Source organism: Bacillus sp. JJ634, assembly GCF_036962285.1.
Taxonomy (GTDB): domain Bacteria; phylum Bacillota; class Bacilli; order Bacillales; family DSM-1321; genus Peribacillus; species Peribacillus asahii_A.
The window spans coordinates 977-22,237 of sequence record NZ_JBALMU010000148.1 but is presented as its reverse complement, the minus strand read 5'-3'; the positions used below and the strand labels follow the sequence as shown (position 1 = coordinate 22,237).

Below are 21,261 nucleotides of genomic sequence, written 5' to 3'. Positions count from 1 at the left end.
ATAGGCTTTCGTATCTTCCCATTTATCTTTGCGAATCACCAAAATATCCTTACCATACTCCGGCAATTTATCAATAACAAGGTCGATATACCCCTCTGACCACATTAACATTTTATCTTTTTCCGGAAGTTCAAGTACCATTTTCAACAATTCCGTTTCGTCCATATCTTTTTGAATGGCATATTTTCCGACCCGATTCATCATACTCACCTCATGTTCGAATTATTTGGTCTTAGTTTGTTAATTTGCATGAATTCATTATTCATTCTAACTTTGTGAAGGAATGTATTTCAACTAATGCTGCCAGTTAGTTAAAGAAAAAAAGGCTGCCGTAGCAACCCAGTTAAAAAATTTACCTTTACAAATAAATAAGTCAAAAACACCATCGGGGGCGCTTTCATTCTTTTAATTTTTTTTCAATTCATTAACAATTTCGTTAATGCGTTTTTCTACTTCATAAAGGTTCTGTTGCATCCGATCACGCCGACTGGTCAAGACCTGCAATTCCTTTTTTAATTCCCCTGTTTTGCTCATGATTTCCCCCTTGCTGATGATTATGATATATCATTAGTATGCTAGTAGCCGCCGTCCTCAGACAAGGAAGAAAATGTCTGCCGTATTGGCAGACATTCTTTTGGGAAACTGCTTCTTTAGCTTAATAAGAACTGCCGTTTCAATTTCGTCAATCTGGTCAATAATTCCTGTAAAAAGATAATTATTGGGAGAGATGAAATTGTTATTATCTAGAGCATGGGAAATGTATGAAGCTGATAAAAGAATTGAAGGCTTTTCTCCACAGACATTAAAAGCATATAAACTGAAATCCACCTTACTTTTACGATTTTATAAGGATGTACAACTTGATTCGATTACGACCAACGAGTTAAAGACTTATTTGGCAAAATCAAGCGAAAGCCTCAAACCTGCCAGTTTGGCTCATTGCATTCGGTTTATCAAATCATTTTTTCGATGGTCACACGAAGAAGGACATATTTCGAAAAACCCTGCTGCTAAAATAAAAGAGCCCAAATCCGGAAAACGAATCCCTAAGTTTTTGAACGAAATAGAAATTGAACATTTGCGTGAATCCTGCTACAGCCCTATGGAAAAAGCTTTGTTTGAATTCATGTTCTCCACCGGATGCCGAATAGGAGAAATTGTTTCCTTAGATAGAAACAGAATTAATTGGTCGAACCGTTCCGCTGTTATAAGAGGTAAAGGTGATAAGGAACGTGAAGTCTATTTTAATATCCGCAGTGAAATTTGGTTAAAACGATATCTGGGTAATCGTTTAGACCGGGATCATCACGGAACGCGATCCTCATCGAATGAGCATTGCCCAGATGCGTTACATTATTAAACGCATTTCCAATCGCGCCAGCATTAGCAAAGACATTCATCCACACCAACTTAGGCACAGCTATGCCACCCATCTAATGAATAATGGAGCTCCTCTGGATGTAATTCAAAACTTATTAGGTCATGAAAAAAGTGAAACCAACCGGATTTACGCCCAACTCAGCGGAAGCATCAGACAGGAATTATATAGGAAGTATTTTTAACATTAAAATAAGCAACGCGATTGCGTTGCTTTATTGCACTTTTGCTACCCTTTAGTTTAAGTACAATCCTTCACATTCTTGATTACCTATTAACCTTTATTTACCTGACAGTTGTCAATTTATGTTTTACACAAATCCTTTAATGTTTTATATGTTTGGGTGTGTCAGTATTTATAGGGGAAAGATGTAACTTTAAATCTGGGGTTAGTGATGCAAAAAAAACTTCGTCTAGTTTTTTAATACCTTTCTTTTTGAGCTGCTCCATTAGCCAAGATTCGTTCGTACCTAGTTCGGTTAGGGTATCGTGGTCAATTTTCCCTTCAATGATAACTGGGTATGGCACTGTATCCGTAGTATTTTCTATCCCCACATCTTCACGTAACACTTGTGATTTATTTGGTTTTTTATATACTGAAATCTTACCATTTGCTTCTATAATCCCTAACTTGACTACTGAAATATCAAAAACATCTTTTTCTCTCAGCATCTGTAAGATATTATCTAATGAATATCGGATTTTCCGCAAATTCTTAACCATTAAAACACCATCCATAATAACAATGGTTGGCTCGAAGGTGAGGGCTTTTCCAATTCTTCTTGATTTAAGGATAATAGTGGATATTAGTTTTTGAAGGAGGGCTAAACCAACAATTGCTGTAGCGGTATGAATATGTTCAATGGCTGGGTCCGCAATATCTGCCCCTACAACAGCTCCAAGAGTAATAATGATTAAAAAATCAAAAACAGGTAATTCCCCTATCGATCTTTTTCCCATATAAAGGGTAAAAAATAATAAAAGTGGGAGTATGGTTACGATCCTGCCATATACAATCATCGTGTCTTTTATAAAATGAATCTCTTCACCTCTTGCTTAAAACAGTTTAATTTAAATAGTCTGGATGGTTTTGTGGAGTTTCATGATGTATCTCCTCGAAAATATCTCCCTTCTCTGAAGGTGAGTGTTGCTGTTGGTCAACATTTTGAAGTAAAGGAGAATTCAAAGCTAAAAGTTTCTTGAATTCGCCGACAATTAAAGGTTTCGCATCTTCATTTAATTCATATCCCAGTAATCCATTGGGTTCAATTGTAGCAAATTTCACATCATCCAATTTGGTTATTCCTTGATTTCGCATCCTCATTTCTAATTGGTCAACGGTTAATCGTAACTTTTTTAAGTTCTGTATATTCAATGTTCTATTCTCAATAACGATTTTAGATTTTCCTGTAATAAATTTTTCCATAAAATTAAATTTTAGTTATAAATATTCCAGAATCACGATCGAAACTACAAAGATAGCTGCACCTATAATAGCCCTCATGATACTTTTTTCTACAATCGGTTGAACGATAATGGTGCCTATAGAAATCATAACAACTGTTTAAGCAAGGGTCATTTGGGAAGTAGATTTTCCTCCAGATATTCTTAACAAGAAAATACCAGCTAGGATTAATAAAAGTGATTTCCGAATAAAGGAAAAATCCATCGAATCAACCTTCTAAAAACAATTACATTTATGTTTCCTCACTTGGCATAATTTTATGTTTTTATTCAACTAAGGATTGGTTAGTTCAACAATAAAAAATGACCGCCGTAGCGATCATTGCCGGAAAGAATCTTTCACTCAAGCACCCGTTAGCCATCCATGAAGCGAAAAAATCATCGCTTCACCACAGAGAATGAAAAAATACTAAGATGTCTATAATGGTTCTTAATCCAGTCAACCAATCTATAGATCAATGAATTGCAGCTCTCTTTTTTTTACGAATTAGAAGGGCCTTCTTTGGTATTGTCTTTTTTTGTAATAAGAGAAGTTTATTTTCATGGTAGTTGAAGAACAGACTTTTACATAAAAACCTCTCTAACTTTATCCTTTGAAAATAAAGATTTATCATTGGTTCCTAAAGTAAACATAAGACCATCATAAAAAACTTCTGTCAAAGTTTCATTTTCACCTAATTCGAATACTGGTCTTAAAATAAATTCTTTCCCCATTATAAATTCCTCTTCTACCATTACATATTTAATTTCCTTAAATGAATTAGTAATATAAAGATTGCCTTCAAATAGCTTCCAGCCCACTTCATTTAATAGGCTATTTAATTCTTCACTTGAATTTATAACATCAATTCTATAATTTTCTCTTTTCTCATCATCATCTAAATCATTAATTTCTATTACTTTTGTTTGGATTACTCTTATTGGAAAAACATTATAACCTTTCCAAAATTCAAATAAGGTTTCTTTGTATTCACCATTAACTGCGTACATATACAATGGTTCTGGAATACATTTGCAGAAAGCAAATTCGAGGTTGTTATCTTCATAATCAGTTGGTGTATCAATCATAATCATTTATCATCACCTTCTAATATAATATCCTGTAAAACCTGTACTAACACTATTGCAATTGAACTATTCTGCATCGTTAGCACAATAAGAAAAGCGATACCCCTTATTGAAGCATCGCACCCATTAGTTTAATAATTTTCAAGTTCAACTTCTAAATCTTTTAAGATTACATCTATTTTAACCACTGCTGTATCATCATCAGTTGGAAAAATAGATGGTTTTATGCCATCATTTTTCATTCCAGTAAGCCATTTATCAACAAAATCATTCAAGTCAATCGGTTTAGCTTTACATTCTGACCATTCATTTTTAGCACAGGCTTCTGCAAATTCCTCTTTAGGAAAGAATGGAATAATTGTATTACCTTCCTCATCCTGTCCTGTTGCCCAACCATCATTGTACAAGCCCCAAACTTCTTCAAAATCTACAACCTTTTTTATGAAATACTCGTATCTAATATTTGGTGGTTGTTTCATTACTGCTTCCAACTCTTTTTTATTCATTAGCATTATTCCTTTTCCGATTATTAAAATATCATTTTCTGCTATTTTATCACCAGTTCTTGTTCAACTAAACTGCCATATAGTTTGAGTACATTCCTTCACAATCTCCATCTATTTTAACTAAATCTCCAATTATCTTTGGGGAAGATCCTCCACAATATGGCCCGATTGCGGAACACGGATAAATACAATTAGGGCTGAGTAAAGCGACCCAACGAAGAGACATCTTAAATATTCAACCACGGTTTATAATCTGAGCCAATTATCGATTTTACATGTTCTGGTTCTTTTAGACATTTAAAAAACACCCCTTTAGAAATACTATCCAAAGAGGTATTTCTTCGCAACTTTATTTCAAAGCCACACTTATCCTTAACATTGAGATATTTTTCATAAAAAATAAAAACCCCTTCAGATTTTGTTATCTAAAGGGGTAGAACATCGCATCTTTTTTTAAACGTTGCGACTTTATTTCAAATCTACAACTTTTTTACCAATCATATTCTTATAGTCCACACTTTAATTGTGCGCCACAGTTTGTACATGTATTGCAGCCGCCAATATCTTTTACTTCTCCTTTTCGACAAACAGGACAAGTATTGCCAACCTCAGAACCAATTGTTACATTCGTTGAGCGAAGTTCGTTAATCGTATCAACTAATACAACTTTTTTCTTATCTGCAGGTTTTTCCTCTGTTTGAACTTCTTCTTCATCCAGCTGATTTTCTTCAGCTTTCAGCGTTAATACTTGGCTATCACGGCTACCATCTACATATACTGTACCGCCTTTTGCACCGCCTTTGTATAAGCGCTCATATACTTTTTGTACTTGATCCACTGTATAACCTTTTGGCGCATTCACCGTTTTACTAATTGAGCTGTCAATCCAGCGTTGAATAATACATTGAACATCAGCATGTGCTTCCGGCGTTAGTTCCATCGCTGAAATAAACCATTTTGGAAGCTCGTTTGCATCCGCTTCTGGATGACGATCTAAATATTCTTGAACGATATCCGCTTTTACTTCAATAAACTTCCCTAAACGTCCGCTTCGGAAATAAGTAAATGAGAAGTATGGTTCAAGACCTGTTGATACTCCGACCATTGTTCCTGTACTACCCGTAGGAGCAACTGTCAATAGATGCGAATTACGAATACCTGATTCAATAATGCTTTCGCGAATATCTTCTGGCATCTTCTTCATGAATCCTGTTTGAGTGAATCGCTTACGTAATTCCATCGTTTCCTCTTCTGTTTCACCAACAAGGAATGGGAAGCTTCCTTTTTCTTTAGCAAGCTCTACAGAAGCACGGTAAGCAGTCGTTGCAATTGTTTCAAACACTTTATCAACTAATACATTACCTTCTTCAGAACCGTACTCTGTTTCACAATAAATAAGTAAGTCATGAAGTCCCATAACACCTAAGCCAACACGTCTTTCACCAAGTGCTTGCTTTTTATTTTCATCAAGGAAATAAGGTGTAGCATTAATAACGTTATCTTGCATTCTAACGCCGACTTCAACCGTACGTTTCAGCTTTTCAAAATTCACTGTTTTTGTATCTTTATCTGCCATTTCAGCAAGGTTAACCGCTGCTAAGTTACAAACGGAGAATGGCGCTAGTGGTTGTTCCAATTTTGTTATCCTAAAGGCTTTTTATCCCCTAGTTCTTACAGTTGAATTTCTGTAAGTTCAGCATACATTTTCATTACACACTTTAAGTTTTATTCAGTGTGTAATGTTGCGGTCTCGTGCCCGGGTTATAGTCTACTTTTGTAGGATCACCGGGTATGCGTTGCCCCTGACTAAAGCTTTACCTTCAGCCTTCGGTTCGGATTAGCAGATAATTAACGAAATCTTGCAATGTAAATATATATAAACTTTAGAAATTCTTCTTCAGTTCTTGTGCCTTTGAGTTGATTACAATCATGACAGCTTATACAAACATTCTGTATACAGTGCTCACCGTCTCTACTAAGAGGTGTTTTATGTTCAAAGATAATTTCCTCTTTTTCAAGCGGAATTCTACAGTAGTTGCAATAAGGAGTCTTCTCATAGAGTCGTTCTAAATCAACCTCCGATATAGGTTCAGAGTTTCTTATAACATCTCCAGCTTTTCCATTTCTTCTGCTAGATCCGTTATTGAATGATTTTGCTCGATTCCTCCAAAAGTTATTTTTCCCCCAAACCTTCACTCTTTGAGATATACACTCTTTACAATCATGTCTGTAGCCGTCTTTGCTATCTGTTCTCTTTCCGAAACAACTCAAATCTTTTACTTGATTGCACTTTTTACATTGCTTTTTCATTTTTATCACCCAGTAAAATTTTAGCATAATTTTACTAGGAATTCGTTAATTACCATATCTCAGCCTTCCCGCTTTATCCCGCAATTTTTAACGTGAGGCGAAGTCCACCACACGGGTTCGTAGCAACAACTTGCTGTCCATACGCTTTAGCATTCGTCATTTCATTCGCATTATCAATAAAGAAAATCCCTGGTTCTGCTGAATATGTTGCGCAGATATTAATTAAGTTCCAAAGCTCTTTAGCGCGAATTTTACGATATACACGCACTTTATGGCCTAACTTTTGCCACTCGCGTACATCGCCGACATTATGCCATTCTGCGTTGTAGTGAGCCATTTCATCCGCATCGTAGCTTTCCACATCTGGGAAGCGAAGATCGTAGAAATCATCGTTTTCAACAGCTTCCATAAATTCCTTCGTTAAACAAACGGAAATATTAGCCCCTGTTAAGAATTCAGAATTATGAACGCTGTAATTGCCGCCTGTGCGCAATTTCGTTTCTGCTTCTTTAATGATTTTCTCGTTAAAACCGCCTAAGCCAGGAATTTGTTTATAATTCACAATTCCTTGGTACATCGCTTCTTCTTGTTCTGTTAGCGGTGTAAATTTCAATTTATCTAACGCATATTTTTTAATTGTTTCGTCCTTTGTGTTTTCCACCAAATAACGAAGAATGCGTGGGTTTTGCATTTTTGAAATAATGAATTCAATGATATCTGGATGCCAGTCCGAAAGCATGATCATCTGTGCACCACGGCGACTACCGCCTTGCTCCACAAGATGCGTCAACTTCGCAATGTCATCTAACCATGATACAGAACCTGATGATTTCCCGTTTACACCTTTTGCAAGCGTATTTCGTGGACGAAGTGTAGAACCATTTGTTCCAACACCGCCGCCGCGGCTCATGATTTCCATCACTTGCTTACGATGCTCAGAAATTCCTTCACGAGAATCCGGTACAAATGGCATTACGTAACAGTTAAAGTATGTGACATCTGTATCCGCTCCCGCTCCATATAATACACGTCCTGCAGGAACAAAATTTAACTCTTTCAATTCACGATAAAATTTCTCAAACCACTCTTGTCTCTTTTCCTCTGTTTCTTCAACAGAAGCTAAGCCTGTAGCATTACGCTTCGCAATTTGCTCATAGAAAATTTCAAGTGGTTTCTCAATGACATCTAACGGTCGGTTAACGATGCCTGTTTCCACTTCCTCTGGTTTATCTAACACACCGCGGAATTCTTCTTCCACTAACACTCGGGCCTTTTTCGCCTCCCAGTCAATGCTTACGATAAATCCTAAGCCTCGTGCAGGGAATTTAGGATCTTCTTTAATCGTTAACACAACGAAATCGCCCTCAGTTAATGTCACTTTCTCTGTGTCCTTAAATGAGTAGCGATCAATCATCACAAGGCGTGAAACCCCTTTATGTGTCATCTTCATATCAGGTGTAATCGGGTGAACGGGAGCAAATAAAGAAATATCCTTATTCAACCTTTCGACATTAACCTTTGAAGTGGAATTTAAAACAACCGACATATTGTCCTCTCCTTATTATTACAAATTCTTAAACCTCTTCTTGCTGTAGAAATGTGTATGTAGCCCATACATCGCCGTTTCATTAAGCAGTAATATAAATCTATCATACGCATTCTTTTTAATCAACATATAGTATACACTTAATTATTTTCTATACTATATGTTGTGTCCCCTTCTGATTTTTTTATTTTTGTCAAACGTCAAAAGGCTTAATTTGTGTAGAAAAAAGGAGAATAGGATTGATTTTTAATTATTTTTGGAGATATTTCGATAAATTTCAAACTTGCAATTTCATTATGTATTTCCAACCTAGGTCTCTCAAGGAAAGTAGAAACTCCTGTTCGTTCCACTAAAAAAATAAAAATATTTTTTTCTCTTGATTTCTTAATCTTTTTGTATGCAAGACGCCTTTGTTCTTTGTTAAAATTTATTTTGATTATTAACTGGTGCAACTATATAATAAGAGATGTCTGTATGTTGCTTAGGTAGAAAGGAGTTTTACGTTTGGATTTTTTATATTCACTGCTCATCTTCATTGTAATTGTTGTTGCTTATTCCCTAATTACATGGTTTCGCCAAAAACGGGCTGTTACAGCTCTTACACAAGAAGAATTTATTGCAGGATATCGTAAAGTACAGCTAATTGATGTACGCGAGCCAAATGACTTTGAAAATGGTCATATTTTAGGAGCAAGAAATATCCCGCTAACTCAACTAAAAACGCGCCTTGTAGAAATTAGACCGGACAAGCCTGTATATTTATATGCACAAAGCGAAATTGTAAGCGGTCGAGCAGCTCTTTTACTAAAGAAAAAAGGGTATAAAGAACTGTTTCATTTAAAAGGCGGGTTCAGAATGTGGACCGGTAAAATTAAAAAGAAAAGCTAAGAAACTTATTCTGCATAAAATGCATAAAAAGAATCCCTACTTTATATAAAAGCAGGGATTTTTTCATGATTATTTTTGATAACGTAACACAGGTTTTCGAGCAGCAAGTGTTTCATCTAAACGTTTAACTACCGTTGTGTGCGGTGCTTCTTGCACGATTTCTGGTGATTCCTCTGCTTCTTTCGCAATTTGAATCATCGCATCAATAAAAGCATCCAGCGTTTCCTTTGATTCCGTTTCTGTTGGCTCGATCATCATTCCTTCTTCCACATTTAATGGGAAGTAAATAGTTGGCGGATGGTAGCCGAAATCAAGCAGCCTTTTCGCGATATCCAGCGTACGTACACCTAGTTTCTTTTGACGACGACCGCTGAGCACGAACTCATGCTTACAATGACGATCGTAAGGAAGGTCATAGAAAGGAGCTAGGCGACGCATCATATAATTCGCATTAATAACGGCATTTTCCGTAACCGCTTTAAGACCATCTGGCCCCATTGAGCGGATATACGTATACGCACGGACATTAATACCGAAGTTTCCATAGTACGGTTTTACACGACCGATAGATTGTGGTCGGTCATAATCTAATACATATTGATCCCCTTGTTTTGTAACAATCGGCTTAGGTAAAAACGGAATTAAATCCTCTTTTACACCAACTGGACCTGAGCCAGGGCCACCGCCTCCATGCGGACCTGTAAATGTTTTATGAAGATTTAAATGAACCACATCGAAGCCCATGTCTCCTGGACGAGCTTTCGATAACACAGCATTTAAGTTCGCTCCATCATAATACAATTTACCACCAGCATCATGCACAATTTTCGCAATGTCTAAAATGCTTTCCTCAAATAATCCAAGTGTATTCGGATTCGTCAGCATTAATGCAGCTGTATCAGCACCTACTACACGCTTTAAATCTTCTAAATCAACTAAGCCGTTTTCATCGGATTTCACCGTAACCGTTTCAAGACCTGCAACCGTTGCAGAAGCTGGGTTTGTACCATGAGCTGAGTCTGGTACGATAACTTTTGTACGACCTGTATCTCCATTTGCTTCATGGTAAGCACGAATCATCATTAATCCCGTCCATTCACCATGCGCTCCAGCTGCTGGCTGTAACGTGACTTGATCCATTCCAGTAATTTCAATTAAATGCTCTTGCAAGTCATACATCAACTCTAGAGCCCCTTGAACCGTTTTCGCTTCTTGGTACGGATGAATATGAGCAAATCCATTTAAACGAGCAACATTTTCATTAATTTTTGGATTATATTTCATCGTACAAGAACCTAGTGGATAAAACCCTGAATCTACACCATGATTTCGCTTAGAAAGAGCCGTATAATGACGCATAATATCAAGTTCTGATACTTCAGGCAATTCCGCTTCTTCAGTCCGAATATATTCCGCAGGTAAAATATCATCTAATGAAACTTCTGTTACATCCATCTCTGGTAAACTATAACCAATACGACCTGGTGTACTGATTTCAAAAATTAACGATTGGTCTTGATTATTCATGATGATCCCCCAATTCATTAGCAAATGCATCAATTTCTTCTTTCGTTCTAAGCTCTGTTACAGCAACAAGCATATGATTCTGTAATTCTGGATAGCTGCTTCCTAAGTCATAACCGCCGATCATTCCCTTTTCAAACAATCGATTGTTCGTTTCTTGATAAGAAGCAGGCAGCTTCACCACAAACTCATTAAATGAAGGACCATCAAAGACCACTTCAAGCCCTTGTTGCTTTAGTACTTGTTTCGCATAATGAGCTTTTTGAATATTTTGAACGGCCATTTCTTTTACACCTTTTTTGCCGAGAGCAGTCATGGCAACAGACGCTGCCAATGCATTTAAGGCTTGGTTAGAACAAATATTAGACGTTGCTTTATCACGACGAATATGCTGTTCACGCGCTTGAAGTGTTAATACAAATCCGCGCTTACCATTCTCATCAACCGTTTGACCGACAAGTCGACCTGGCACTTTACGAACAAGCTTATTTGTAACAGCAAAATACCCGCAATGAGGTCCACCGAACGAAGATGGAATACCAAATGGCTGCGCATCTCCTGTCACAATATCAGCCCCTAATTGACCTGGAGGAGTTAACGCCCCTAACGCAAGCGGATTGCTTGATACAATGAACAGCGATTTTACACTATGAACGATTTCTTCTATTTCTTTTAATGGTTCAATTCGACCGAAAAAGTTTGGATATTGAACAATCACACCAGCAACTTCATCAGTTATCAATTCCTTAAGCGCCGCTACATCTGTTACACCGTCTTTGTAAGGAATTTCGATTACTTCAACATGTTGTCCTTTTGCATATGTTTTTACCACATCTCTTGCTTCTGGATGAACAGTTGTTGAAAGGAGGATTTTTTTACGACGTGTTTGACCTGCGCTTAACATCGCTGCTTCAGCCAAAGCTGTCCCGCCATCATACATCGAAGAATTGGCTACATCCATACCTGTTAACTCACTAATCATCGTTTGAAATTCAAAGATTGCTTGCAGCTCTCCTTGTGAAATTTCAGGCTGATATGGAGTATATGCTGTATAAAATTCTGAACGAGCAATCACGTGATCGACAATAATTGGGGCATAATGATCATACACACCCGCTCCTAGAAACGAACTATAGCTTTTTAAATCTGCATTTCGACCTGCTAGTTTCGTTAATTCCTTTAATAAAGCAGATTCTGATTTTGCTTGTTTAATGTTATATTCGCCTTGAAAACGAACGCTTTCCGGAATATCACTAAAAAGTTCATCAACTTTAGAAACCCCGATTGCTGATAGCATTTCTTTTTGATCTTGTTCTGTCATCGGTAAATAGCGATGTTTCATTTAAATAACCTTCCCCTCTAGTTTCGTGGTCGTTTATAAAATGGTGTTGCCGTTGTAACAGCTTTTAAGCGTTTCGAACGAATCTCTACTTCGACTTCAGTGCCTAGAGTAGTGAATGCTTGCTCGAGCAGTGCCAACCCAACATTTTTCTTCAAAGTTGGTGATTGCGTTCCCGTCGTAACTTCTCCAATTAACTTCTCGCCGCTGTAGACTTTATAGCCATGACGCGGAATACCGCGATCAATCATTTCTAACCCAACTAGCTTGCGTGGAGCACCATTTTCTTTTTGTGAGGCAAGTACTTCTTTCCCTAAAAAGTCTGTGCTCTTTTCCGTTTTAACCGCAAATCCAATGCCGGCTTCAATCGGTGTAATATCAGCGGAAAGTTCTTGACCATACAATGGCAATTTCGCTTCAAATCGAAGTGTGTCGCGCGCACCTAATCCGATTGGTAAAATCCCTTCTTCTTGACCAGCCTCTAACAATTGGCGCCATAGTTGCGGCCCCTCTTCAGAACGGCAATAGATTTCAAACCCATCCTCCCCTGTATAACCAGTACGGGAAACTAGTGCTTGAACACCATTAATATTCACACCATCCTTGAATTTGAAAAAGCCAATTTCACTCAAGTCTGAATCTTTTGTCAACTTTTGAAGTACCGTTTCTGCAAGAGGCCCTTGCAAAGCAAGTTGTGCATATTCACTAGAAACATTAACAAGCTCTACATCTTCAATAAGGTGCGATTGTAACCATTCAAAATCTTTATCGATATTTGCAGCATTCACACAAAGCAAATAGTCCTGTTCTGCTCTTTTATAAACAATTAAATCATCTACTGTGCCGCCATTTTCATAGCACATCGCTGTATAAAGTGCTCCACCTGCTTGCAGCTTGGATAAATCATTCGTAAGCATTTTTTGTAAGAAAGCAAGACTTTGATTTCCTTTAACTTCAAACTCACCCATATGCGAAACATCAAACAACCCCACTTTTGTGCGAACTGCTTCATGCTCCTCTTTAATTCCTGAGAATTGTACAGGCAGTTCCCAGCCCCCAAAATCAATCGTCTTGGCACCACTCTCACGATATACTTCAAATAATGGTGTTCTTTTTAAATTCGTCAATGAATTCCCTCCTTCAATAAACTTATTAACGCGAAGACATTCCTCAAAAAAGGCATAAAAAAGGACAGAGAAAGCCTATCATAGCTTTTCTCTGTCCTGAAACCTGAAAGTTTACCTTATACAAGGCTTTCCCCTTTGGTGGTCACCTATCGTGACACTCTCCAGAGTTGCGTCCAGCAAGAGTTCTTTTGCCTGAGAGATTCACAGCTTCGTTTGCTCCTTCGGCGCTACATGACGTAGTCTCTCCCCTTGCCTTCATTCGCTTATAAAATTGTCACGTACTGCTCATACTATGAAAAACAAATTATGCTTTTCTTTAAGATACTCTCATCCTACCTTAAGCGGGATATAACTGCAATCATTTTTTATAAAATAAATTCTAAAAACTGATCATTTCCGAGTATTTCACAATAAAACATTCGTGTTTAGGACAATTCGAAAGGGGTTGGAGCGTGTGAAAATTGAAATTACCTCTGATTTAGAATGGAGTGATAATTTTTTAACGAAAATTAATGAGGATGGGCCCTGGGCAAACTGGGAGCTGTATAAATTAGCAATAGAAGTCACTAAAGACCTTGTTATTTCTAATTTTGAAGGGTTACAGGCACCTAAATATTTGCCTTATTTAAAGCCGTTGCCTCATCAGCTTGAAGCAGCTAGACAAGTAGTGGAAGAAATGAATGGAAAAGCCATTTTAGCAGATGAAGTAGGACTTGGAAAAACGATTGAAGCCGGTTTAATTTTAAAAGAATATATGATTCGCGGCCTTGTCAAAAAAGTATTAATTCTTGTACCCGCTTCCCTCGTCACTCAATGGGCGTTTGAATTAAATACAAAGTTTCATATACCAGCGGTTACACAAAGAAAAAGCTATGTATGGGACTCTTGCGATGTAGTGGTGTCCTCGATTGATACCGCTAAAAGGAAGCCGCATAGTGAGATGATTTTGAATCAAGATTATGATTTTGTCATTATTGATGAAGCACATAAACTTAAAAATAATAAAACAAAAAATTACGAGTTTGTCCAAAATCTCAAAAAGAAGTTTTGCTTATTACTAACAGCAACACCTATTCAAAATAAGGTGGAAGAAATCTTTCATCTCGTTTCTCTATTAAAACCGGGACATTTAGGAAATGCCAAATTATTTGCCGAAAAATATAAAGGAAAAGGACGTACTATCCAAGAAGATCAGCATCTAAAAGAACTCGTCAACACGGTGATGATTCGCAACCGCCGGGCAGACACGAAAATCGAATGGACGAAACGCCAAGTTGAAACGATTATTATTGATTTTTCTAAAACAGAACAAGCTCTATATGATGCAGTTTCGCAGTTTAAAGTCCAGTTAGATGGAGTGGGACATTCCTCTTTTTCAACGCTCACACTCCAAAGAGAAGCATGCAGTAGTCGCGAAGCTGTATATTATACATTAAAAAATATGAAAGCGAAGTATGAAAATCCATCCGCAGCCTTTACAACGATGATTGACAACATCTTACAAAAAGTGAACGAGACAGAACAGAATTCCAAAGCTGAAAAAGCGCTGGAGTTAATTAAAAAAATCGATGATAAAGTCATTATTTTTACGGAATATCGTGCCACACAGCTCTACTTACAATGGTATTTGCAACAAAATGGTATTTCTTCTGTGCCATTTCGCGGCGGCTTTAAACGCGGTAAAAAGGATTGGATGCGTGAGCTGTTTCAAAAACAAACGCAAGTCTTAATCGCAACAGAGGCTGGAGGAGAAGGCATCAACCTTCAGTTTTGTAATCATTTAATTAATTTTGACTTGCCGTGGAATCCAATGAGATTAGAGCAGCGGATCGGACGTATCCATCGACTTGGACAAGAAAAGGATGTTATGATTTATAATTTTGCAACCCGAAATACTGTGGAGGAACATATCCTCAAACTCTTATATGAAAAAATTCATTTATTCGAAAAAGTAATTGGTGAACTAGATGATATTTTAACAAAACTAGATATTCACAATATCGAAGAGTATTTAATTGATGTCGTTGGTGAGTCCAAATCAGAAGGAGAAATGAAAATTAAAATGGACAATTTATCTTCCCTCATTCAATTTGCTCAACAAATGAAAGATGGTGACGTTCATGCAGCAGCAGGACATTCATAAATTTTTACTCACATACTTTGAAGCGAATCATTGTGAAATACTTGAAAATCATAATACTTATTTAACCGTTCAATTAACAATTGAAATGGATAAAGAGTTAATGAACCGCCCTTTTTATTGGCACTACCTTGAAAAAACAGGCGGCATCCCTAATCCTTCACAATTAACATTTATAACAGACAGCCAAAACGTACCAGAAAATATAAAAGGAGAACATATTTATTTTGGTTCACCACGTCTTCATCAAATTATTGAATCAACCAAAAAACTAGCTAGCTACATTCGCTTATATGAAGATAAGCAAACAAACGGCCAGCAAGTTTCTCTATTTCCTTGGTTAAATCTGAATGTAAAAGTCTCTTATCAATGTGATCGCAAAAAGGATATTTTCCAATCCGTCGGGCTTAATCTTATTACCGGGGAAATCGTAAATGAATTTCATAATCACATTTTTTCTATTAAATTAACACCTAAAATTCCTGATTATTCTTTCACACTCTCTCCGCTCATTATTCCTAAAAGCGGATTAACCAGATTGGATCGTTATATTCGCCAAAACTTTGAGCAGGATGATCATACTTGGGCAGAGCAAGCGGTGCAGCGTTGGAATAATGACCTCCGTTTATTGGAACATTTTTACAACGAAAGTGAAGAAAAAAGCGAAAGCTACTATACAGAAAAAGAAGCGTTAAAAGCTCAATACGAACCGAAAATACACATTTCAATCGTGAATGGAGGGTTATTTTATTTATCTGATTATAAAACATCATAAGTTGAGCCTTCCTAGAAAAGCAACTTCCTCTCTGCCTTGAATATTTATTGATCTATAACGGAAGAAAACAGATGCCCAATTAGGACATCTGTTTTCCTTTTTTCATTTTCTTAAAAAACATCGATAACGCAAATGGAACAATGCCAAACCAAGTAGAGACAGAAGAAGTACGCTCTCCCTTCCTTTGTTGACGATTTTCCTTACGTTCTGTTTTTGTTAAATTAAAATATTGAACCAATTGTTGTGTCAAGTATTTAATATAAGCATTTGTTGACATAAGCATCACCTGCTCATAAGCATACCCATTTCTTCTTGGCTTTATACGACATTTAACAGACGTCCTACTGTATCCTTGCTCCAATCTGCTTCGTTATGTTAGCAATCGATTTCCAGCTTCTTGGCCCGTATACTTACCTTTGTTTAGCAAACTGTTTACCGCCCCTTATTTTCCCATCCCCATAAACCCTGTTAAATATATTGTATTCATCCCTTAAAATACCTATTAACTATTTTTCCACCCATTCTGTTACCTTTCCTACATTCTTATCATAATAAATTAATACCACTCCCTTCCTGTTATTGACTGTAGATCCGTATAAATAAACTGAAGCAACTTCCTCATTTTGATTTACCACTTCATAATACACATCACCATTTGGATACAGAAGGGTCCCCGACTCAATTATGACTTCTTCTAATTCGCCCCATTCCCTTTCCAAATCACGAACAGCTAAGCGCAATAAATGATCAGACATTAGGGTTTCTTCCACTTCTTTATAAAACCGTTTATCCAGAACAAATTGCTCCATCATGTACCCTGCCAACAAAATGAAAGAGGTCGAAACAACAAGTACAATTGGCGACGCAAAACCTTTTTCATTCTTCATTTGCGTTAAACTCTTTCTTAAAATATGGATGAAATGTGCGACTATATTGCTTTCCACTATAATCTGTAACTTGTACACTAATTTGGTTTCCCTTCTGGTTTACTTGAAAGTCAGCGACATTTTGCAATAAAATTTCATGTCCTAAACCCTCTACTTGTCGCCGTACGATATTTTGATACAATTCAACCGAAGCTACACTTCCATTCGTGAGCAAATACAGTTTATTATTCTTTACTGTTTGATTCTTCGATTCCCGCAATTCTTTTTGCAACTGTATCGAAAAAACTTCCCATTCCTTATGGTAGAGCTGCTTGTTCGTTATACCATTGGGATACATAACTAAAAAGATTTGTAAAACAAAAAGAGAAATCATCATGAATACGACGAGTGACATAAGCATTTCAACCATCGTAAATCCATTACTTTTTTGTAGCATCACACACCTCTTCTCTCTTACCAAAGGCGTTTTGATACTGGATGCACCCTTCCACCATTTCGGGAAAGCCGTTTGGTACTCCCCAGTTCAAAGTAAACAGATGATTTTGGCGCTTGATTTCTGTGGACACAGCCTCAATCTCTCCATCAGCAAATGCAGTTAACTTTTCATATAATAGATAATGCGCTTCTGTCCTTAACAACATGTTTTTCTTATTAAGCTTTAATTGATCGAATATAGGAAATAACGCAAATACAATAAATAAACACATGGATAACGCTGCTAGCATATCTAAATAAATATACCCGTCACACTTTTTCAAATTTAAATCTCCCTTTACCAATATACACTGTCAATTTATATGTCTCGTGCTTCGATTGAACATGCATAATTCCTGATGTGATGGCTGTACCGACACTATTAAAGGTAATTCTTTCTCCTAATGTCCGATTCTTAAATGTAATATGGGCAGGAAGTGTTCTTTGCAGCGTATAATCGCCTGATGACGAAGACACTTTATAATTATCACTATACATATAAACAGTCGTCTGCTGCTCATGGCTTATAGCATATTGCTGAGCGTAAAAAAGATCGTCTCCAAATTGCTTGACAAACTGTTTTATTTCCATCCTTTCTATATATGGCGGATATAGATTGATGCTTAATGAAACAATTAAAAGAAAAATGGACAAAACCATCAAAATCTCAGTTAACGTATACCCTCCACTATTATTCTTTAGCATCAGCTGTTACCTTTCCATCGCTATCAATGCTAACTGCTCCTCCATTTGGACATGTAGTCTGTATTAAATAACCTTCCGTTTTCAGTTCCGCTACATCAGCTGGCCATTTATTATGATCAATTTCATAAGCTTGTACTTGAGACTGTACCATTTTCACAAATGCTTACTTTAACAAGCGAACTAATGTTTTTAATGCTTGTAAAATAGGCTCTGTTAAACAATAATAATGTTGATATTTAAGACATAAAAAATAGACCATCATTTCGATGGTCTTCTTCAACTAAAGCACTCCGTTAGTTTAAGTACAATTCTTCACAATCACTTCTTAAGTGTAACTAGGAAAAGGCGAAGTCTTATTTACAATAGTGAAAGAGTTTAAGCATTTTCTTTTACCTTTCGGTGAATAATTTTTTCAAAAAGATATTGAAATCCATACAGTAAAAATGCCTTATAAAAGAAATAAAGGAAAAATTGAAAGTTGTTAAATCGAACCAATGTATAATACCTAAATTTCCTTGCTAAATATGTGAATGGATATGCAAAAATAGCATGTGTAATTCCGTTAAGTAAAATAAACCATTTAAAATTTCCGTAAGTCCACTTCAGAAACCACATGGACATTGGTAAAAACGGACCAATTTCGAAGGGTAACTCCCCAAAACGGAAGGATTTAGGTTTATTATAGAAAACCCACCACCTTTGTTTTTTTCCAATTCGTGCATGAAGAAATTCTACTAGAAAAATAAGGATGGATGCGGGAAGAAATTTTTTTATGTTGCGTAACCCTAATAGGGGTAGTGTTAACCATGATAGTAAAACCATAGCAACATTAACTAATCTTTGAATGTTTACTGTCATAGCTTAATCGTCCCTTTCTCAAACCCTAACTCCCCTTTCTTTGTTAAAATATCCAATAAATCATATTTGTATGTATAGGTATTCTTCAACAAAATGCATCGTTAGTGGAACAAGAAAAGCCTTACTTCTTCTTGAAGTAAACTGCTCCGTTAGTACAATAAGTGAAGACTACTCATATTGAATAATCGCACTCCGTTAGTTGAACAAGTAACTTTTCTTATAGTACATTTGGTATTCAACTGAATAAATTTGTTTCAGGGATTAACAATAACCATAGTGTTATCAATTAACACTATACTTCAATGTGGAGGGATATACTTTGAATATTCTCTTTAGCTTATTCTCAACCATAATTATAATGGCTACTAGATTAGCGTTCTTAATTAGTAATTTAAATGCTAAATTAACATCTTTGTTAAGAATGCCGTCTTTAACTAAGCATTGAGTATTTCATAATTGTTGTCGTCTAATTCGCATTGTTGTAAGAAAAAGGTGAGCATAGTTTTTGCTTGCCTTTTTTAGTGATTTAATCCTTTCTAGGGATCTTTTTCCTCTTTCAAAGTTCAATAAAAAACTCATATCCCTGGATAAATTGTTGAATAATATCCGAGAGGTGACAAGATGGAAAAAGAAAAATTAAAACTCACATCTTCCGAAATAGGAAGTTTGTGGGGAGAGTATATAAATGGAACAGCCGTTGATATTGTAAATAGATATATGGTTTCTATTATTGAGGATGAGCAAATTAAAGCTATTTTTGAGGATGCTATCAAGACATTCGAAAAGCAAAAACAACAAATCGTTACCTTTATAAAAAATGAGGGGTTTCCAGTTCCAATTGGATTTACTGAATCTGACCTCTTTAAAGGGAAACCGAGATTGTTCACGGATATATTTTGTCTGAATTATTTACATATCATGACATTACATGGTTTGCTAGGACACTCCACTTCATTGGGCGTTTCTGTAAGAGAGGACTTACGGTATTTTTTCGACTCCTGTGATAATGATGGGAAAAGGATGTATCACCAAACAATTGATTTATTGCTTGAGAAAGGAAGTTTTCAGAGAGACCCTTTATTTTATCCGGCTAAAAACCCTGAATATGTTTCTAGCCAAGATTTCATAGATGGATTTTTCGGAAAGGGTAGGATGTTAGCATCGACAGAAATCGTAAGTATTTCTTTTAACCTAAAAAAAAGTATTATGGCAAAAACTCTTTCAATCGCATTCAGTCAAATCACACAAACAAAAGAAGTAAGAAAATTTTTAGAGGATGCCGAAAAAGCGGCTGATAAACAAATAAAAGCTTTTTCGAAAATTATGCAAACGGATAATTTACCAGTTCCTAAGTCGTGGGAGACTGAAGTTACAACTTCAACAGATACTCCTTTTTCCGATAAGTTAATCATGTATCATACTGGTTTTTTGTTCCAAATTGCACAGGCTTATCATGGGGCAGGTCTAGCATCAGCCATGCGAACAGACCTTGTAACCACTTACGAAAGCACCATTCTACAAAATCTTATGGTTACTAAAAAGTGGTTTAATATTATGGCGCAAAATAATTGGTTAGAGCAACCACCTCTTGCTCCTAATAGAAAAGAAATTGCAAAAGAAAAGTAATAGAAATAATTGTTAGGGTATATATAAATGAATAAGAATGCATTTGAAAAATTAATGTGGAGTATTGCACTTCCAGGATTTGGTCAGTATTTAAACGGAAAATATTTTAAAGGCACAGTTTTATTGATTCTTGAATTTCTGATAAATGTACAAGCCAATTTGAATCAGGTTATACTCCTAAGTTTTCATGGAGAAATTAGTGATGCAATAAAATATGTGGATTATCAGTGGCTGATGTTTTACCCTTGTTTATATTTTTTTGCGATGTGGGATGCGGTAAAAGATGCAGGCGGAGGGAAAGATGCTTGTTCTTTTCTTCCGTATGTATTCAGTGCGTTTTTTGTAACCATTGGATTGATTTTTTCCTCAAACTTAACAATATTTGGAGTGTTATTCGGTCCTGTCTGGCTCCCAATATTGTTCGTTTTTCCTGGAGTAATAATCGGAAGTTTGATTAGAAAAATCATAAATAACATTTATTAAAGCCCTCCTCTATTTGCTATCAAAAGTGGATGGTTTTTTACGTTGAATAAGCGTGGTTTATTAAACTAAACTGCCACGTTAGCACAATAAGAAAAAGGATTGCCTAAACAACCCTCAATACTCAACTCTTGCACTTGTTAGTGCAAGAAAAATATTAACTCATA

At 36.3% G+C, this 21,261-nt stretch carries 19 protein-coding genes, 5 pseudogenes and 2 riboswitches; of the genes and pseudogenes, 6 read left to right on the top strand and 18 right to left on the bottom strand.

Annotation, left to right across the window (positions count from 1 at the left end):
* Both V7068_RS19440 and V7068_RS19435 read right to left on the bottom strand, forming a co-directional pair.
* Positions 1 to 204, bottom strand: a pseudogene (locus V7068_RS19440) (hypothetical protein); the annotation flags it as partial.
* A 201-nt stretch (positions 205 to 405) separates the two neighbouring features.
* Entirely contained in the window at positions 406 to 534 is a 129-nt protein-coding gene (locus tag V7068_RS19435; RefSeq protein WP_499714153.1) for a hypothetical protein, read from the bottom strand.
* 199 nt (positions 535 to 733) lie between these two features.
* Between V7068_RS19435 and V7068_RS19430 the strand changes: the two are divergent.
* Positions 734 to 1,562, top strand: a pseudogene (locus tag V7068_RS19430) (tyrosine-type recombinase/integrase).
* A gap of 139 nt (positions 1,563 to 1,701) precedes the next feature.
* On the opposite strand, the gene V7068_RS19425 reads toward V7068_RS19430, so the two are convergent.
* The 7 genes and pseudogenes from V7068_RS19425 to V7068_RS19395 all read right to left on the bottom strand — a co-directional run.
* Positions 1,702 to 2,397, bottom strand: coding sequence for a DUF421 domain-containing protein (locus V7068_RS19425; RefSeq protein WP_499714152.1), 696 nt, complete (start codon positions 2,395 to 2,397; stop codon positions 1,702 to 1,704).
* 46 nt (positions 2,398 to 2,443) lie between these two features.
* Positions 2,444 to 3,046: pseudogene (locus V7068_RS19420) on the bottom strand (DUF421 domain-containing protein).
* Between the two features lie 359 nt (positions 3,047 to 3,405).
* Entirely contained in the window at positions 3,406 to 3,915 is a 510-nt protein-coding gene (locus tag V7068_RS19415) for a hypothetical protein (protein ID WP_499714151.1), read from the bottom strand.
* Between the two features lie 125 nt (positions 3,916 to 4,040).
* Positions 4,041 to 4,415 (bottom strand): DUF2750 domain-containing protein, encoded by a 375-nt coding sequence (locus V7068_RS19410; RefSeq protein WP_375351181.1) that lies wholly within the window; start codon positions 4,413 to 4,415, stop codon positions 4,041 to 4,043.
* 505 nt (positions 4,416 to 4,920) lie between these two features.
* Positions 4,921 to 6,048, bottom strand: a pseudogene (locus V7068_RS19405) (ribonucleotide reductase barrel domain-containing protein); the annotation flags it as partial.
* A 215-nt stretch (positions 6,049 to 6,263) separates the two neighbouring features.
* Entirely contained in the window at positions 6,264 to 6,725 is a 462-nt protein-coding gene (locus tag V7068_RS19400; RefSeq protein WP_499714150.1) for an HNH endonuclease, read from the bottom strand.
* Positions 6,726 to 6,831: 106 nt separating this feature from the next.
* Positions 6,832 to 8,271: pseudogene (locus tag V7068_RS19395) on the bottom strand (vitamin B12-dependent ribonucleotide reductase); the annotation flags it as partial.
* Between the two features lie 504 nt (positions 8,272 to 8,775).
* Between V7068_RS19395 and V7068_RS19390 the strand changes: the two are divergent.
* A complete protein-coding gene (locus V7068_RS19390; RefSeq protein ID WP_252286711.1) occupies positions 8,776 to 9,159 on the top strand; it encodes a rhodanese-like domain-containing protein in 384 nt (127 codons plus the stop codon).
* Positions 9,160 to 9,228: 69 nt separating this feature from the next.
* Here V7068_RS19390 and gcvPB read toward each other — a convergent pair whose 3' ends face one another.
* The 3 genes from gcvPB to gcvT are packed head-to-tail and all read right to left on the bottom strand — an operon-like array spanning position 9,229 to position 13,149.
* Positions 9,229 to 10,686, bottom strand: coding sequence for an aminomethyl-transferring glycine dehydrogenase subunit GcvPB (gene gcvPB, locus V7068_RS19385; RefSeq protein WP_499714149.1), 1,458 nt, complete (start codon positions 10,684 to 10,686; stop codon positions 9,229 to 9,231).
* Positions 10,679 to 12,025 carry an aminomethyl-transferring glycine dehydrogenase subunit GcvPA gene (gcvPA, locus tag V7068_RS19380; RefSeq protein ID WP_499714148.1) on the bottom strand — a complete coding sequence of 449 codons (1,347 nt, stop codon included), beginning with the start codon at positions 12,023 to 12,025 and terminating at the stop codon, positions 10,679 to 10,681. Before gcvPA ends, gcvPB begins: the two co-directional genes overlap by 8 nt.
* Before the next feature lie 17 nt (positions 12,026 to 12,042).
* On the bottom strand, positions 12,043 to 13,149 hold the full coding sequence (gene gcvT, locus V7068_RS19375) for a glycine cleavage system aminomethyltransferase GcvT (RefSeq protein ID WP_499714147.1): 1,107 nt from the start codon (positions 13,147 to 13,149) through the stop codon (positions 12,043 to 12,045).
* An 89-nt stretch (positions 13,150 to 13,238) separates the two neighbouring features.
* Positions 13,239 to 13,316, bottom strand: a riboswitch (glycine riboswitch).
* Between the two features lie 3 nt (positions 13,317 to 13,319).
* A riboswitch (glycine riboswitch) is annotated at positions 13,320 to 13,408 on the bottom strand.
* 195 nt (positions 13,409 to 13,603) lie between these two features.
* Between gcvT and V7068_RS19370 the strand changes: the two genes are divergently transcribed.
* The gene (locus tag V7068_RS19370; RefSeq protein WP_499714146.1) at positions 13,604 to 15,292 is read left to right on the top strand and encodes a DEAD/DEAH box helicase; all 1,689 of its coding nucleotides are present in this window, start codon (positions 13,604 to 13,606) and stop codon (positions 15,290 to 15,292) included.
* Complete coding sequence (locus V7068_RS19365; protein WP_499714145.1) at positions 15,270 to 16,064, top strand: YqhG family protein; 795 nt, start codon at positions 15,270 to 15,272, stop codon at positions 16,062 to 16,064. Before V7068_RS19370 ends, V7068_RS19365 begins: the two co-directional genes overlap by 23 nt.
* A 79-nt stretch (positions 16,065 to 16,143) precedes the next feature.
* On the opposite strand, the gene V7068_RS19360 is transcribed toward V7068_RS19365, so the two are convergent.
* The 6 genes from V7068_RS19360 to V7068_RS19335 form a co-directional block, all read right to left on the bottom strand.
* Positions 16,144 to 16,341 carry a YqzE family protein gene (locus V7068_RS19360; protein ID WP_119115514.1) on the bottom strand — a complete coding sequence of 66 codons (198 nt, stop codon included), beginning with the start codon at positions 16,339 to 16,341 and terminating at the stop codon, positions 16,144 to 16,146.
* 229 nt (positions 16,342 to 16,570) lie between these two features.
* The gene (comGG, locus tag V7068_RS19355; protein WP_499714144.1) at positions 16,571 to 16,951 is read right to left on the bottom strand and encodes a competence type IV pilus minor pilin ComGG; all 381 of its coding nucleotides are present in this window, start codon (positions 16,949 to 16,951) and stop codon (positions 16,571 to 16,573) included.
* A complete protein-coding gene (gene comGF / locus V7068_RS19350) occupies positions 16,941 to 17,387 on the bottom strand; it encodes a competence type IV pilus minor pilin ComGF (protein WP_499714143.1) in 447 nt (148 codons plus the stop codon). The genes comGG and comGF overlap by 11 nt, the downstream gene beginning before the upstream one ends.
* Positions 17,371 to 17,709, bottom strand: coding sequence for a hypothetical protein (locus V7068_RS19345; RefSeq protein WP_499714142.1), 339 nt, complete (start codon positions 17,707 to 17,709; stop codon positions 17,371 to 17,373). Before V7068_RS19345 ends, comGF begins: the two co-directional genes overlap by 17 nt.
* On the bottom strand, positions 17,696 to 18,130 hold the full coding sequence (gene comGD, locus V7068_RS19340) for a competence type IV pilus minor pilin ComGD (RefSeq protein ID WP_499714141.1): 435 nt from the start codon (positions 18,128 to 18,130) through the stop codon (positions 17,696 to 17,698). Before comGD ends, V7068_RS19345 begins: the two co-directional genes overlap by 14 nt.
* Positions 18,117 to 18,281 carry a competence type IV pilus major pilin ComGC gene (locus V7068_RS19335; RefSeq protein WP_499714140.1) on the bottom strand — a complete coding sequence of 55 codons (165 nt, stop codon included), beginning with the start codon at positions 18,279 to 18,281 and terminating at the stop codon, positions 18,117 to 18,119. Before V7068_RS19335 ends, comGD begins: the two co-directional genes overlap by 14 nt.
* A 1,328-nt stretch (positions 18,282 to 19,609) precedes the next feature.
* Between V7068_RS19335 and V7068_RS19330 the strand changes: the two genes are divergently transcribed.
* Together V7068_RS19330 and V7068_RS19325 are read left to right on the top strand one after the other, a co-directional pair.
* Positions 19,610 to 20,614 (top strand): DUF3231 family protein, encoded by a 1,005-nt coding sequence (locus tag V7068_RS19330; RefSeq protein ID WP_499714139.1) that lies wholly within the window; start codon positions 19,610 to 19,612, stop codon positions 20,612 to 20,614.
* A gap of 27 nt (positions 20,615 to 20,641) precedes the next feature.
* Positions 20,642 to 21,097, top strand: a complete 456-nt coding sequence (locus V7068_RS19325) for a hypothetical protein (RefSeq protein ID WP_499714138.1) — start codon at positions 20,642 to 20,644, stop codon at positions 21,095 to 21,097.
* Positions 21,098 to 21,261 lie beyond the last annotated feature (164 nt).

Coding starts and splice junctions, on each gene's coding strand:
- V7068_RS19435 (WP_499714153.1), bottom strand. CDS start 534: ATGAGCAAAACAGGGGAATTAAAAAAGGAATTGCAGGTCTTGACCAGT.
- V7068_RS19425 (WP_499714152.1), bottom strand. CDS start 2,397: ATGATTGTATATGGCAGGATCGTAACCATACTCCCACTTTTATTATTT.
- V7068_RS19415 (WP_499714151.1), bottom strand. CDS start 3,915: ATGATTATGATTGATACACCAACTGATTATGAAGATAACAACCTCGAA.
- V7068_RS19410 (WP_375351181.1), bottom strand. CDS start 4,415: ATGAATAAAAAAGAGTTGGAAGCAGTAATGAAACAACCACCAAATATT.
- V7068_RS19400 (WP_499714150.1), bottom strand. CDS start 6,725: ATGAAAAAGCAATGTAAAAAGTGCAATCAAGTAAAAGATTTGAGTTGT.
- gcvPB (WP_499714149.1), bottom strand. CDS start 10,686: ATGAATAATCAAGACCAATCGTTAATTTTTGAAATCAGTACACCAGGT.
- gcvPA (WP_499714148.1), bottom strand. CDS start 12,025: ATGAAACATCGCTATTTACCGATGACAGAACAAGATCAAAAAGAAATG.
- V7068_RS19365 (WP_499714145.1), top strand. CDS start 15,270: ATGCAGCAGCAGGACATTCATAAATTTTTACTCACATACTTTGAAGCG.
- V7068_RS19360 (WP_119115514.1), bottom strand. CDS start 16,341: ATGTCAACAAATGCTTATATTAAATACTTGACACAACAATTGGTTCAA.
- comGG (WP_499714144.1), bottom strand. CDS start 16,951: ATGAAGAATGAAAAAGGTTTTGCGTCGCCAATTGTACTTGTTGTTTCG.
- comGF (WP_499714143.1), bottom strand. CDS start 17,387: ATGCTACAAAAAAGTAATGGATTTACGATGGTTGAAATGCTTATGTCA.
- comGD (WP_499714141.1), bottom strand. CDS start 18,130: ATGCTAAAGAATAATAGTGGAGGGTATACGTTAACTGAGATTTTGATG.
- V7068_RS19335 (WP_499714140.1), bottom strand. CDS start 18,281: ATGGTACAGTCTCAAGTACAAGCTTATGAAATTGATCATAATAAATGG.
- V7068_RS19330 (WP_499714139.1), top strand. CDS start 19,610: ATGGAAAAAGAAAAATTAAAACTCACATCTTCCGAAATAGGAAGTTTG.
- V7068_RS19325 (WP_499714138.1), top strand. CDS start 20,642: ATGAATAAGAATGCATTTGAAAAATTAATGTGGAGTATTGCACTTCCA.